This window comes from Legionella sp. 227 (genome assembly GCF_043161935.1).
GTDB lineage: Bacteria > Pseudomonadota > Gammaproteobacteria > Legionellales > Legionellaceae > Legionella > Legionella sheltonii.
This window is the reverse complement of sequence record NZ_CP171155.1, coordinates 16902-31499: the sequence shown is the minus strand read 5'-3', so window position 1 is coordinate 31499 and position 14598 is coordinate 16902. Positions and strand designations below refer to the sequence as shown.

Sequence of the window (14598 nt, the reverse complement as noted above, 5' to 3'; positions counted from 1 at the left end):
GTTAATTCTCCATTTCTTCAGTAAAGTGCTTGAGCATGTCCTCTAAAATACAACGCACATGCGCATCATAAATAGTGTAATAAATATGTTTTCCCTCTCTATTTGCTAAAAGAAGACGTGCAGAACGTAATAGACTTAAATGATGGCTCGCCAATGGCACCGAAAGTTGCAGTTGTTCCGCCAGCTCTGAAACTGATTTTGGACCATCCAAACACGCGATAAGAAGCTTTAAACGATTGGGCTCACCCATCAAATGCAAGATATCGCTTAAAGTGATGATTTGGTCTTGAGTTAGCATAGTTAATTAAACAGTTAAATAAGTATTTAACTATTAGTGTAGCTCATTCACAGAAGTTGTCAAAACACTATCCGTGTCCTTTGCTCAAAAGAGCTATAATTAAATGAATTTATTTTTATACAAGGAAGAAGAATGACGCCCCTTCTTTCAAATCACAGTCTTCTTATCATCTTAGGATTTGTTTTTTTATGGGGCTAATTTTGATTATCCTGGCAAAAGGAAGCTCCGGCCATAAAATGAAATTTATAACACACTTGGGATTTTATCTTTCTCTTGCTGCCGCACTTATCTTTGCTATAGTGTTCTTTATGGATGTCTTTCCACTTACTTTAAAATGACAATTACTCATATTGTTACAGTTCCATCAAAGAAATCACTCATCTTTGCCTGATTTTTTAATTAGTGATTTCTTGTGCCGCTCATGAAACAGGTAATACAAACCGGGTAAGACTAAGAGTGTTAGAAAAGTGGATGAGATAATGCCACCTATGACCACGGTCGCCAAGGGACGTTGTACTTCAGAGCCCGTGCCCGTAGCCAAAGCCATCGGTACAAACCCCAAAGAGGCCACTAAAGCAGTCATGAGTACCGGACGAAGCCTCGCCAGAGAGCCTTGTAGCACCGCATCTTTTAAGTACATTTTTTTCTGTTCATGCAGTTTATTAATAAAGGTAATCATGACCAGGCCATTAAGAACTGCCACCCCTGACAACGCAATAAACCCAACACCTGCTGAAATGGACAAGGGAATCCCTCGAAGCCACAGTGCAAATACCCCACCAGTTAACGCCAAAGGAATGCCACTAAACACTAAGAGCGCATCTCGTACTCGACCAAAACTCATAAACAACAATAAGAAAATGCCCAATAGTGTGATAGGAACAACGATTTGTAGCCGTTGAGAGGCTGATTGCAACTGCTCAAACTGACCACCCCAGGTTACCCAGTAGCCACTGGGAATTTTGACACTCTGGTCAATCCGTTGCTTGGCTTCATTCACAAATGAGCTTAAATCCCGATTGCGAACGTTAGCACTGACCACCACACGCCGTTTACCACTTTCCCGACTGATTTGATTGGGGCTTTCACTGCGCACCATTTTGGCTACTTCACTCAACGGAATAAAATGTCGTTCGCCATCTTTAGCCTGTGGCAACGGAATAAATACTTGGCGTAGTACATTAGGGTTTGTACGTAACTCTTCAGGCAAGCGCACCACTAAATCAAAACGCTTGTCTCCCTCAAAGAGCTCGCCACCTTTTTTGCCGCCTGTGGCAATGACAATGGCATCTTGAACCGTGCCAATTTGTAAGCCGTAGCGTGCCAAAGCATCGCGATTGATTTCAACGGTTAGTAGCGGTAAACCACTGACTTGCTCTACTTTTACATCAGCAGCACCAGGCACTTTTTTTAATTGAGCACTGATGGCTTCAGCTACTTCGAGCAATGTATTCATGTCATCACCAAATACTTTCACCGCGACATCACTACGCACCCCTGAAATTAATTCATTAAAGCGCATCTGAATGGGCTGAGTAAATTCATAGTTATTCCCTGGAATTTGCTTTACTGCCGCCTCGATTTCTTGTACTAGTTGCTGTTTGCTTTTTTTAGGATTCGGCCAATCCTTCCGAGGCTTTAACATAATAAACGTGTCAGCGACATTGGGCGGCATAGGATCAGTGGCCACCTCCGCAGTCCCCAGTTTTGCAAAAACTCGTTTGACTTCGGGAAACTGGCTTACTCGCTCTTCCACTAAGTGCTGCATGGTAATGGCTTGTGTTAAACTGGTGCCAGGAATTCGCATCGCGTGCATGGCAATGTCGCCTTCATCAAGACTTGGAATAAATTCCCCGCCCAAACGAAATGCGAGCAAGAGACTAATCCCTACCAAAGCAACTGCACCTCCTATCACCAACCTTCTGGCATGAAAACAGCGGCGCAAGGCTTTTGCATAAACAAGTGAGAGGTAGTGTACCAACCAATTTTCTTTTTCTTGTACACGTCCACCTAAAAAAATGGCAACGGCAGCTGGAACAAAAGTCAGAGCAAAGAGCATGGAAGCAAGCAGCGCGGTAATAACCGTTTGCGCCATCGGCAAAAACATTTTCCCCTCAACCCCTGTGAGCGTTAAAATCGGTAAATAAACCACCGTGATAATAAAGACACCAAAGATACTAGGCCGAATCACCTCCGTTGTGGCATAAGCTATGACTTTCAAGCGCTCTTCTAAATTTAAAACACGATGCAAAGCATGCTGTTGTTCACCCAAATGCTTAATGCAGTTTTCAACAATAATGACCGCACCATCGACAATCAAACCAAAATCAAGAGCGCCTAAGCTCATCAAATTGGCACTGATTTTATTAGATACCATCCCTGTAATGGTAAGCAACATGGATAAAGGAATCACCATCGCGGTAATCAGTGCTGCGCGAATGTTACCTAAAAACAAGAACAAAATAACACAAACAAGCAATGCCCCTTCAATCAGGTTTTTCTTCACCGTATTAATGGTAGCGTTCACAAGCAAGGTTCGGTTATAGACCGTGACTGCTTCAATACCATCTGGCAATGATTTATTAATAACTTTCATTTGGGCCGCGACTCGTTCAGACACCGTGCGGCTGTTCTCGCCCATAAGCATAAATACTGTGCCTAAAACGACTTCTTTACTGTTCTCTGTTGCTGCTCCTGTTCGTAGCTCCTTGCCTAAAGCCACTTCTGCAATATCACGAATTCGGATAGGTGTTCCTTCAAAGCTTGCAATAACAATGTTCTCAATATCGGTGATGTTTTGCACCTGCCCTGGTACGCGAATTAAGTTCTGCTCGCCATTGGTTTCAATATATCCCGCACCCACATTGGCATTATTGCGTTCTAATGCCTCAACCACGTTGTTTAAGCTTAACCCATACCGAACCAGTTTCATGGGATCTGGAGTGATGTGAAATTGTTTTTCATAACCCCCAATGGTGTTTACTTCAGCCACTCCCTCCACATTACGCAGTTGTGGCTTGATAATCCAATCTTGAACGGTACGCAGTTCCGTTGGATTGTAACGCTGACTTACTGGTACATTTGCCTTGTTAGTGACCGTGTACATAAAAATCTCACCAAGCCCTGTAGAGATTGGGCCTAAGGTGGTTTCTACTCCTGGAGGAAGCTTGTCTTTTACTTCCTGCAAGCGCTCATTAATTAATTGACGCGCAAAATAAATGTTCGTTCCATCTTTAAAGACCACCGTGACTTGCGACAGTCCATAACGTGATAAAGAACGAGTGTAATCCAGATTAGGCAACCCGCTCATAGCCAGTTCAATAGGAAAAGTAATTCGTTGCTCCACCTCAAAGGGTGAATAGCCAGAGGCTTGAGTATTGATTTGCACTTGCACGTTGGTGATGTCAGGTACCGCATCAATAGGCAAACGTTGAAAATTATACACACCATAAAGAGCAATGATTGTCGTAAATAATAAGACAAACCATCGATGCTTTAGGGAAAAACGAATTATTTTTTCAAGCATTACCAATCCTTAGTGCTCGTGGCTCGCGCCATCCTTACCTAATTCTGCTTTCATAAAAAAGCTGTTATTACTGACATAGCGCTGGCCTGCATCAAGCCCCGAAACTACTTCGACCCACTCATCATCCCTTTGGCCTAAAATAACAGGCGTTGCCTCAAAATAATCTCCTTGCTGGATAAAAATTACCTCTTTCTCATCCATGCGCTGAATAGCCGACAAAAGTATGGCAACTGGAACCGTTTTTTCTTTAATGGTAATTGCGGCATTAATGTACATCCCAGGCAACCAAACACGAGGCTCATTAGAAAGAACTGCTCGTGCGAGCGTTGTTTGACTGTCTTCAATGCCTAAGGGCGCAATGTAAAAAATGGTGCTGATGGATTTTGGTGTTCCTTCATCTCCAGTTACCACCACACTCATGCCTTGTTTTACTAAAGGCACCTCTTTACGATACAAGGTAAAATCGGCCCACACAGTAGCCAAATTAGCCACTTCATAAATAGGTTTGGTGTTTTGCGCAAGCTCCCCATTGGTTGCGTATTTTTGCACGATGGTTCCGCTCATGGGGGCATTAATTGTATAATTTTGTAAACTTTCGTTACTCTCAATCGTAACTAATACGTCCCCTTTGGTGACTTCATCGCCTAAATTTTTAGTCATTGATTTAATAATGCCTGAATAGCGTGCATAGATGGGGGCTAAGGTATCTCGATTGGGAGCAATTTTGCCTACGACTTTAAGTTGTGTTTTAATTGTTTGGCTTTGTGCCTTAGCCGTTTGAATGTCTGCCGCTTTCAGAATGGCTGGCGCCATTTTAATGCGGCCTTCATAAGTCGCATAATGCCAGGCATAACGTTTATCCTGGAATTCTAATTGAATGCTCACATCAAAAGAATGAGGCTCTTCAATCGCCTCAACGCTTTGTAAAAAATTCTCGACAGGAGTGAACGCAATTGCTTCTTTTTTATCACCAAATCGCTTTAACTGAACGGTCAATTGCGCTTTCCCAGGCGCGATAGGCTCACCATTCTTATACAAATAAGCGCGAAAATGCGGTGGCATACCTCGTTCAAAAATTAAAAACTCAAGGGCTATATCTCCATCCTTAAACAAACGCCCACCTTGCGGACCCTTTTCCATGGTTTCTTGATGATTTTTTTCTTCATCGCCATGGGATTCTTCATTTGCTGCCCATAACGAAAAGGAACTTAACCCCAATAACAGAATTATAAAGGGCATGCAGGATAGGAATGGCTTTAAAACTCTCATTTACTCTCCTTAGAAGGCGCTAATCCTAAAAGCCCGGTCAGTTGAATTAAGGCTTTATGATAATCAGCATGAGCTTGTTGGTAATGACGCTCTTCTTCATACAACGAATTAAGGGCTGTAGATAATTCAATGTACGTATAACGTCCCATTTGGTAGCCGTCTTGTGCCAATTTGATTGATTTACGGGCCAAAGGTAATAATGAATTCGTCACCAAGCTTGCCTCATAATGACTTTGTTCGGCTTGTAGAAAAGCCCCATAGACATTTTGACGCACATCAAGGCGTGTACCTTGAAGCTCATGAGCCGTTTGGGTGTATTGTGCCTCAGCGGTTATGATTTTGCCTTGATTTCTATTGTAAACAGGCACTTCTGCAAAAGCAGAAGCCACTGCGGCATTACTGCCATCATCAGAGAAATGACGACCGCCTAATTGAATGTTTAAATCCGGCCACACAGATTTTTTAACTGCAGTAATAGTTGCACGCTTGGCGTGTAATTGCTGTTGAAGCTGCACTAACTGAGGGCTTTGCGGTAATTTTCTAAGTAACACAGCCCAGTTCAATGTCACTCCAGGAAGACCTTTATCCACCAATTGTCTATCAACTCGTAACCCATCACCTAATAGACGCGCCAATTTCGCACGCTGAAATAAAGCATCCCGTGCGGCTTTATTTTCTTGAATACGCGCTTCGCCTAAGCGCACCTGGGCCAAACGTAAGTCTAATTCCGCTCCTGCGCCTGCCTTAACTCGACGCTCGATTGCGCTTACGATGTCTTGATTGAGGCGAATAAGTTTTTGGGTTACTTGATGCCATTGACCTGCATAAAGTGCATCCACATAGGCCACACCAACTGCCACATAAAGTATCGCTTTTTGCACTTGAATTTGGGCAAGAGAAGCTAAGTAGTCTGCATAGGTTGCTTTTTTCAGATACTGTAACCGATTCCCCAAAGGGATGGGCTGGGTCACTGATGCCGTAGTTTCTGCCGCTTCATAACTCGAATAACTTCCCGAGCCGCCAAAGTTTTCTGCGGTTAAAGTCACTTGAGGATTGGGATAAAGCCCACTTTGGATAAAAAAACCGCGCATGGCTTGTGCTTTATCTATTTCGGCTTGTAATTCGGGATTATTGCGATAAGCAATGCCCAGGGCTTGTTTGAATGTCAAAGGGGTGGCCGCGAGCGCCTCACTCGCTACAAGGCTCATTGCACTCCATATAACATAATAAAATAAATTACGCATTCCCTACCCTATCAAATCCTTTTCAAACCTTATCGTTCAGTGTACCTTGATTTTGGGCCTCGATACACCCTATTGCTAAAAAAACCAGAAAATCATAGCATTAAGTCACTGAAATGATTACCAAACTGGTATACACTGATCTTTATAATCCATTAACTTGTTTATCCTATGTACCTACGATTATTATTTGTTTTTTTAATAATCTTGACTGCCGAACTGAAGGCTCAGTCATTAACTATTGGAATAGTGGCGTATGACCCGCCGTTTTCAATGAATGCCGACAAAAATCATTTCTTTGGGTTTGACATTGAGCTCATAACGGAGCTCTGCAAGCAAATTAAAGCTCAGTGTCAATTGAAATCCATGCTGTTTGACGAGCTGTTTACAGAATTAAAAGCGAGTAAAATTGACTTGGGCATAGCGGCAATTACCATCACCAACGAACGGCAGAAAACCTTTCTCTTTAGTCTTCCCTATCTGGCCAGTGCAGCACGTTTTATGACCATAAAAAACGACTCAATTACATCTCTTGAACAACTCAACAATAGATCAATAGGCATTATCAGAGGCTCTCTCTTCAAACAACTCATTACTCAGAAATTTAAAACCAATAGGGTTAGAGAATATCCTTCAACCAATCAACTCATCACTGCCTTAAATCAACAGGAAGTGGATGCCCTGCTGATGGATGATTTTTCGGCTGATTATTGGATAGCTAATAATAACACCTTGTTTAAAGGATTAGGCAAACCCTTCCCCGTCGGCATCGGTTATGGAATCATGGCCAAAATGGATTCTAAGATGCTAATGAACCAAATCAATCAAGCCTTAAAACATATTGAAAAAAATGGATTCTATTTGTCTTTATATCAAAAATATTTTCACACCATACCCATGCATTAATATATATCACTAACGGTTATCTTAATGTCACTGTTTTAATTTAATTTGGCTTAATAGTGTCCGTGACCATGACCATGCGGGTGATACCCACTAAATACTCGCTTAGGCTGTTGATTGTTTTTTGAATCTTCTTTATTAATAGAAGAAGCGCAGGAAGCCAACAAAAACATTAAAGAAATGAGCATCAATACATATGAGGTTACTAAACTAGATTTTTTCATCATTCGCATCCTTAGAATAACTCACTTGCTGTTATTTTTTAATATCATTATTATGGATGAAATAAAAGTAAATTGTACTCCTTTCGTTTTATATTCATTCAATATAAAACACGGAGTTAAATTGATGAAATTTTATTCCCGTCAACACCGCACAGGAGGCCAATATGAAAAAAGAGGTTTTTATTTCAATCTGTGGCGGCCTTATTTTTTCTTTAGCCACACAAACAATTCTGGCCGATGAAATTCCCAGACACACCTTACCTATGTCTGAAATTTTGAAAATTCTGCAGACTCGGGGTTATAGCGCGATAAGAGAGGTTGAATTTGATGATGGTTTATATGAGGTGGAAGCCTTGATGAGAAAGGGATTCAGCTTATTCTTCGAATGAACCCCAATACAGGGGACTTTATCAACACCAATTTAAAAACCACGAAATACCCCATCTCAATGCTTGAAGCGGCCCAGAGAATTGAAGACGCGGACTATCATACTATTTTCAAAATTGAAGCGCACGGCAGTCAGTATGAGGCAAAGGCCCTTGGTAAAGAGGATAAAAAAATTAAATTACGCATCGATGCTAATTCTGGCAAAATATATATCCTTGAATAAGAGAATTAGGGTTATTTATTCTGCAACCTTTAAAATTTTTCAATAAATACAGCAAACAACCTATTTAAGTTAAGCTTAAAGAAATTTAAGGCTTGACATCCCCTGTCCTTATCACAAGAGCCATCACGAATCAGCTGATGCCTGCCCCTTGTCCTTATTTAATTGCTGCCTGTTTTTTAAATTCAAGGAGGGTTTTTAGCATGCACTAAGATGGACTTTCGAGCTATTATGAAATTACAAAATAGTTCAAGCGCCATTTTTTATTCATCATGTATACTCTGCCCCTAAAATTACCTAAGTCCTTCATTGCTTTTTCTATCATGTCAGTTTATGACGCAAACGCAACGCATTGACAATCACTGACACTGAACTGAGTGCCATGGCCGTACCGGCTATCATCGGGTTAAGCAACAAGCCCGTGAGTGGATAAAGAACGCCTGCTGCAACCGGCACACCCAGTGCATTATAAAAAAAGGCAAAAAAGAGGTTTTGTTGAATGTTTTGTACCGTATGGACCGATAATTCGTAGGCTTCTAAAAGCTTGCTTAAATCACCTGATAATAAGGTCATGCCAGCACTTTCAATCGCCACATCACTACCGGTTCCCATCGCAATGCCAATGTCGGCTTTTGCCAACGCAATGGCATCATTAACTCCATCTCCCACCATGGCAACCACATGTCCTTTTTGTTGCAGTTCGGAAATCACTTTGCTTTTTTCATCGGGCAATACTTCTGCAATCACCTCTGTAACACCTACGCGTTGGGCCACCGCGTTTGCAGTCATAGCATTATCACCCGTGAGCATGATGACGTGAATACCCTTTTTCATAAGAGAAGCAACTGCAAGTTGGCTGGACTCTTTAATACGGTCGGTCACAATAAAAACACCCGCCAATTGTTTATCAACCGTTAAATAAATCAAAGTAGCCCCTTCTTCTTGTGCTTTTAACGCAGCAATTGGAATTTCATTGTCAGGAACAGACAACCAGTGCGCATTGCCAATGGCAACCATCGCACTATCGATTTGCGCTTGAGCCCCCTTTCCTCGGACTGCAATAAAATCGGTGGCCTCTTTCAGTGTCATCTGACGTCTTTGCGCTTCATCACGTAGCGCTCTAGCCAATGGGTGTTCGCTATGCCGCTCAAGGGAGGCGGCAAGAACCAAAAGTTCCGCTTCTTGCCAGTGACCACTGGGGATAATTTGGGTCAATGCCGGATGGCCTTGAGTCAGTGTTCCTGTTTTATCCACCACCAACGTGTTGATTTTGCGTAATTGCTCTAGTGATGCTGCATTTTTAATTAAGATACCACGTCGTGCGCCCTCACCTATCCCAACCATGATTGACATAGGCGTTGCAAGTCCTAAAGCACAAGGACAGGCAATAATCAGTACGGAGATGGCAGCGATTAAGCCATAGCTTAAGGAAGGCGCAGGGCCTATTAAAAACCAGACGAGAAACGAAAGTATCGCAATCCCTAAAACGATTGGCACAAACCAAGCCGATACAGCATCGGCCAAACGCTGAATAGGCGCTTGGCTACGCTGTGCTTCACTGACTTGTGTGATAATGCGGGCAAGTATGGTGTCTTTACCCACATGAGCGGCTTTTATAATGAGACTGCCATGTTGATTGAGCGTCCCGCCAATGACTTGATTGCCAACTTCTTTGGCGACAGGCATAGGCTCACCGGTTAACATGGACTCATCGACATCACTTTGCCCGCGAATTACCTCCCCATCAACCGGAATTTTTTCACCGGGGCGCACAAGCAACCTATCCTCTACCGCTACTTCATCAAGTGTGATGTCCTCTTCTTGCTCTTCATTATTCAATCGGTGAGCAAGGGTTGGATTTAAATGAAGCAATGCGCGAATGGCATCCCCTGTGCGCTCGCGTGCTTTTAATTCCAATACTTGCCCTAAAAGCACCAAGGTCGTAATGACTGCTGCTGCTTCAAAATACACCGGCATCATGCTGCTTTTCTGCATATGTAGGGGTGGCAATTGGGGGAAAATAACTACCGCTAAACTATAGCCCCAGGCAACGCCTGTTCCCAAAGCAATCAGGGTAAACATGTTCAAGTGACGGGACAAAAGCGATTGCCAACCACGAACAAAGAAAGGCCTGCCACAACCTAAAACCACCAAAGTGGTCAGTGCTGCTTGAAGCCACAAGGATAAGGACATTCGAGTAGGTGCGACCATCCAATACTCATCCATCGCTAAGAGAACAACCGGGATGCTGAGGATAGAGGACAGTATAAAACGCCTAAACATATCCTCATATTCAGGATTTTTTTGCTCAGCTAAACTCACCTGCTCAGGCTCAAGCGCCATGCCGCAAATGGGACAGGTTCCTGGTTTATCTTGACGGATTTGGGGATGCATGGGGCAAGTATACAGGGCGTTTTTTGATGTCGTCACAGTAGGCGCAGATGTTTGTGAATGCTGATGATTGCAGCAACTGTGTGCTTCTTTATGGTGCTGAGAACCGTGTTTATTTGTACTCATCATGCACCTCAATCGTATTTTTTAAGCAAGGCCATAATCTCATCCATTTTTTCCTGGCGAGATTCCTGATTGCCATGGCAGGCCGCTTCATTAAGGCAATTCAACACGTGGCGCTCAAGCACGCCAAGCTCAATGGTTTTTACCGCATTACGAACAGCGCGTAGTTGCGACAGAATATCCACGCAATAGCGTTTCTCCTCAATCATCCGCTTAATGCCTTCAAGCTGACCTGTAACTCGATTAAGTCGGGATAATTCGTGGTGATGCTCTGGGTGTTTTGACATGTATTTTCTCCTGTATACCCCTATAGGTATATACCCATAAGGGGTATTTTGTCAACGCTAAGATAGAAAATAAAAAACGACGAGCCGAGCCTATGACACAACAAAAAGCAACAAGGAGAACAAATTAATAGAAATAACGGATTCGGTTTATGAGCGTAAATTAATTGGATGCTCCACTTGCTTATGAACCATTGTAAATGCAAACCGAATCGTATGTGATGTTTTGTTTTGCAGCATAACAGGCTATATCAGCCTGTTTGATGATCTCAATGACTGATACAGAATCACGATTTAGTATGGAGATACCTACCGAGCATCCAACGTTAAACTCATTGGCATCATAAGACTTTGATGCAAGTTGCACGATATCTCGTGCTATATGAGAAGCCTCCTCCAAAGAAATATGGTTCATCACTGCAATAAATTCATCACCACCATAACGCGCAATCAAGTCGTTTTTTCGAAGCCGTTGTTTTAATAATGTGATAAAATTTTGCAACACCTTATCACCGACATCATGACCAAAGTTATCATTCACCAATTTAAAGTTATCCATATCAATGAACATGATGACACACATTCCACCACCTGTTTGTATATTCTGGAAGTAAGTATTGAGCACATCAAGAAGATGCTCCCTTGTGTTACAACCAGTGAGTCCATCATGTTTGCTTCGATGTTCCAATGTTGCAAAACGCAACGTTAAGTCATCAATCATTAATCATTTCTGTTTTTTTAATCGTTTTTTCCATTAACTGACACGATAAATAAACATAAAGTCCGCCCAATAAAAATACAGAGGCATAAAAATAATTAAGACAGTGGGGATCAATAAAAACACCGTAAAGAATGCAGCTTAAATAGCTCAATATGAACAGACCAATAAGAGTCAATTAGGCAATCCAGTGGTAACGATATCCATTTGTTTCACGAAGAAGGCCATGAATTAGATACCCTCCTTTTGAAAGAAGTAGAATACCTAAAGTAATCATACCGATGGGAATAAAAGTTGCACTCATTTTATCAAGTCAGTCATTACCCTTATCCATGAGTATAAAACCAGTTTTGATTTTTTTCATGAATAGCAGCCACACGAATGAGACACTATTGATTGAATTAGGATGTTTATGCTAGAAAGATCATTTTAGAGATAAAGGCCCATGGAACAAATAAAAAAACCCATTTTTTCTCAGTTAATTCATGTTTCTGATGCAAGATTATCCTAGAATTGAATAAGATGGGCATCCATTTTTGTTACAAAAGCTATTTTCTTTCATGAGAGTGTTTTGAAAAGATTTCTATTTGTGGAGTTCAAAAAACGTGACTATTTTATTGAATACACTCGAACGTGAGTGCTTAATTTTTTTATCCACGAGAATAGTGACTCAAGAAAATCTTCAGGGGTTAATTTATGAGTTCCTTTACACACAACCTGAACATTTATTACTAATACTGGCCAAAGAGGTACAGCACGACGATGCAATTAGCACGATTCTGGCTCAATCAAAACCCCATCAATCTAATATTTTGATTGAGAGAGTTATAGGTCATTTAAACGATATTCTTTTTCAAATCATCAAAACTTATTATTTTCAAACAAAATATTAATCGCAGCCAAATGAGTCATCTCTGTCGTTACCCTACCTAAATTGTGGCGCATCAATACCCAGCTTAAAGTCTTACGACCCATAAGTCCTAAAGGAATATATTGCCTTTTTATATCACAACGGTCATCTGTGCCCCATGGGTAGAAACAGCTAAAAAAGGAGCCTCTTTTTTTATTGCATAAAACCCTTTGATGCTTGGCTTAACACCATCAAACGATTCCTGTGTCTCTTCAGATTGATACACATCAATTTGTTCCAGGCGAATAATCTGTTGTTCCTGTCGGTCTAAAAGTTTGCGATACCGCTGATTACTTTCTTCTAATTGTTTGGTAACTATTGACAGTTTGCGTTCGGCATCACAAATTCGGTCTGCCACCTCAACAAAGCTTTTCTCTTTATTGGTTAGAAATTCCTCTAATCTTTTTTGAAAAGCAGCTCGTTGTTCTTTGTCTTGAATAACCATATTAGAAAATGTTTCAACTGTTCCACTTAATACCAGTCCAACAGCCCGCGCCTGTTCAACTTCTATTCCCATTTTTTCTTTCACGTTATCCAGTTCTTTTATTTTATCAGATAACTGATTTTGATTTTCTTTATACGCCTGAGCAACCTGTTCTAATTGTCTTTGAGTATTTTCTAAAGCTTGAGACTGCGCATCGTTTGAGTCTTTGAGCCTTTTGCTAGTAAGTTCAAGTTCAATCTGAGTGGCACGCAGTGCTTTTTCGGTATCCGTAAGCTCATTAATTTGTGACTTTAATGTTTTAATTTGCTCACAAAATTGATCAATATTAGCGGTTAGGCGCGTATTTTCTTTCTGGAATGCATCAATTTCAATTGCCAGCTGTTCGCGTAAGAGATCTAGAGTTGAAATAACCGAGTCCAGCAGATCAGCAAGACTTGAGATTCCTGCCTTTAAACCTTCGATATTGTCTGCATTTTGACTCTGATGATTTTCAAGAAGGATATGGCTTACCGTATAAACAATTCCAGTAACAATACTGAGCGTAATAAGGGCTGCAAGATTTGCCATGAGTCCAATCATCAACACTGGTACGGTGAGCACGACACCTGCAGTAATTTTTTGCCATAAGGGGATTTCATTCCAGAAACTGGCAGCACGCGATAATAAGCTTGGATTGTGATTCATCGCCTGAATCAATTGATTCAATTCTTCTTTGATTTTTTGTATTTTATTTTGAGTAATTACAATCTTCTCAAAACGTTCTTTATCTTTTTTTGTTTTTTGATTGGGGTTGTCCTGCTCCATGTTTTCTGACGGATGAAGGTCTAAAGCTAACTCAAGTTCCAATTTTTGATACGTCATGGTTCTTCCTTACAACGAGTGGGCATCCACTTTTTAATGCTAAACGGTGTCACATGAGTTTCGGACTTACCTTAAGAGAAACAAAGTGACGGAAAATCCCGTAATTATTGAATTAATTACCCGTACTTTTTTTATGTATTGGATTGAGGTGTAACAATCCTGTACATAAGGCATTAAGGTTGTGTATTGAGAGGTGAAATTGATTTTTAATGTTTAGAATGTTACTCATTACCATTTTCCTTAATTTGGTTTGAAACAACAGTCAACCGAACACTTTTTCCTGGAGCGGTTAAATTATGATCATTCTATCGAATAAATTGTGTTCAGTCATTCTTTTTTTAGTGACTCACCATTAAGATGTGACATCAACCATTCTGCTTCCTCTAAAGAAGCAAAAATTGTAACCACACTACCTTTGCCGCCATAATTAAAATGTATGTTAACCTTGGATGAAAGTTTTTTCGATTGTTGTGCCATCCAATCCTTCGCTTTTTCCTCAAATAGGCCTAGTGTAATGAAATGGACTCCTCTCCTTACAGACGGGATAATATCCCAGTTTACGGATTGGAATAAATAAGGAGTTCATTTCATTACACTAGGCCTATTTGAAGCCTAAGAAATTCTTATAAAAAAGATGGTTTCGCGAGCCCAAAGAGAGTGAAATAAAAATTGACATCAGCAACTATTTTGCATTAAAATATCAAGTGATATAAAAAACCATCAAAAGTAGGTTTATAACGCCATGAAAATTACATCTTAAGTACGCCCTTCTACAGGGCAGAGAGAGTAAATCATTTT

14 protein-coding genes are annotated in these 14598 nt (G+C 41.0%); 4 read left to right on the top strand and 10 right to left on the bottom strand.

Annotated elements, in window-relative coordinates; all coding sequences use genetic code 11:
- Nucleotide 1: 1 nt before the first annotated feature.
- The 4 genes from ACF8MK_RS17045 to ACF8MK_RS17030 all read right to left on the bottom strand — a co-directional run bounded on the left by ACF8MK_RS17045 (nucleotide 2) and on the right by ACF8MK_RS17030 (nucleotide 6337).
- A complete protein-coding gene (locus tag ACF8MK_RS17045; protein ID WP_058478595.1) occupies nucleotides 2-298 on the bottom strand; it encodes a helix-turn-helix transcriptional regulator in 297 nt (98 codons plus the stop codon).
- 373 nt (nucleotides 299-671) lie between these two features.
- Nucleotides 672-3824 (bottom strand): efflux RND transporter permease subunit, encoded by a 3153-nt coding sequence (locus tag ACF8MK_RS17040; RefSeq protein WP_058478596.1) that lies wholly within the window; start codon nucleotides 3822-3824, stop codon nucleotides 672-674.
- Nucleotides 3825-3833: 9 nt separating this feature from the next.
- Complete coding sequence (locus ACF8MK_RS17035; protein ID WP_058478597.1) at nucleotides 3834-5093, bottom strand: efflux RND transporter periplasmic adaptor subunit; 1260 nt, start codon at nucleotides 5091-5093, stop codon at nucleotides 3834-3836.
- On the bottom strand, nucleotides 5090-6337 hold the full coding sequence (locus tag ACF8MK_RS17030) for a TolC family protein (RefSeq protein WP_058478598.1): 1248 nt from the start codon (nucleotides 6335-6337) through the stop codon (nucleotides 5090-5092). Before ACF8MK_RS17030 ends, ACF8MK_RS17035 begins: the two co-directional genes overlap by 4 nt.
- A gap of 168 nt (nucleotides 6338-6505) precedes the next feature.
- On the opposite strand from ACF8MK_RS17030, the gene ACF8MK_RS17025 reads away from it, so the two are divergent.
- Nucleotides 6506-7240, top strand: coding sequence for a transporter substrate-binding domain-containing protein (locus tag ACF8MK_RS17025; protein WP_065235622.1), 735 nt, complete (start codon nucleotides 6506-6508; stop codon nucleotides 7238-7240).
- Nucleotides 7241-7290: 50 nt separating this feature from the next.
- Here the strand turns inward: ACF8MK_RS17025 and ACF8MK_RS17020 are convergent, their stop codons facing one another.
- Nucleotides 7291-7464: a hypothetical protein gene (locus ACF8MK_RS17020; protein WP_155522664.1), complete on the bottom strand. Its 174-nt coding sequence runs from the start codon at nucleotides 7462-7464 to the stop codon at nucleotides 7291-7293.
- Between the two features lie 161 nt (nucleotides 7465-7625).
- On the opposite strand from ACF8MK_RS17020, the gene ACF8MK_RS17015 reads away from it, so the two are divergent.
- Both ACF8MK_RS17015 and ACF8MK_RS17010 read left to right on the top strand, forming a co-directional pair.
- Nucleotides 7626-7850 (top strand): PepSY domain-containing protein, encoded by a 225-nt coding sequence (locus ACF8MK_RS17015; RefSeq protein ID WP_230849077.1) that lies wholly within the window; start codon nucleotides 7626-7628, stop codon nucleotides 7848-7850.
- On the top strand, nucleotides 7847-8071 hold the full coding sequence (locus tag ACF8MK_RS17010) for a hypothetical protein (RefSeq protein WP_230849078.1): 225 nt from the start codon (nucleotides 7847-7849) through the stop codon (nucleotides 8069-8071). Before ACF8MK_RS17015 ends, ACF8MK_RS17010 begins: the two co-directional genes overlap by 4 nt.
- A 318-nt stretch (nucleotides 8072-8389) precedes the next feature.
- On the opposite strand, the gene ACF8MK_RS17005 is transcribed toward ACF8MK_RS17010, so the two are convergent.
- The 3 genes from ACF8MK_RS17005 to ACF8MK_RS16995 form a co-directional block, all read right to left on the bottom strand.
- Nucleotides 8390-10585: a copper-translocating P-type ATPase gene (locus ACF8MK_RS17005; protein ID WP_058478599.1), complete on the bottom strand. Its 2196-nt coding sequence runs from the start codon at nucleotides 10583-10585 to the stop codon at nucleotides 8390-8392.
- 8 nt (nucleotides 10586-10593) lie between these two features.
- Nucleotides 10594-10869, bottom strand: coding sequence for a metal-sensitive transcriptional regulator (locus tag ACF8MK_RS17000; RefSeq protein ID WP_058478600.1), 276 nt, complete (start codon nucleotides 10867-10869; stop codon nucleotides 10594-10596).
- A 181-nt stretch (nucleotides 10870-11050) separates the two neighbouring features.
- The gene (locus tag ACF8MK_RS16995; RefSeq protein ID WP_310790476.1) at nucleotides 11051-11587 is read right to left on the bottom strand and encodes a GGDEF domain-containing protein; all 537 of its coding nucleotides are present in this window, start codon (nucleotides 11585-11587) and stop codon (nucleotides 11051-11053) included.
- Nucleotides 11588-12189: 602 nt separating this feature from the next.
- Here ACF8MK_RS16995 and ACF8MK_RS16990 point away from each other — a divergent pair.
- Nucleotides 12190-12477 (top strand): hypothetical protein, encoded by a 288-nt coding sequence (locus tag ACF8MK_RS16990; protein ID WP_058478601.1) that lies wholly within the window; start codon nucleotides 12190-12192, stop codon nucleotides 12475-12477.
- A gap of 108 nt (nucleotides 12478-12585) precedes the next feature.
- Here the strand turns inward: ACF8MK_RS16990 and ACF8MK_RS16985 are convergent, their stop codons facing one another.
- Entirely contained in the window at nucleotides 12586-13800 is a 1215-nt protein-coding gene (locus ACF8MK_RS16985; RefSeq protein WP_078061484.1) for a LegC2/C7 family Dot/Icm T4SS effector, read from the bottom strand.
- A 327-nt stretch (nucleotides 13801-14127) separates the two neighbouring features.
- On the bottom strand, nucleotides 14128-14277 hold the full coding sequence (locus ACF8MK_RS16980) for a hypothetical protein (RefSeq protein ID WP_230849080.1): 150 nt from the start codon (nucleotides 14275-14277) through the stop codon (nucleotides 14128-14130).
- Nucleotides 14278-14598: the final 321 nt, after the last annotated feature.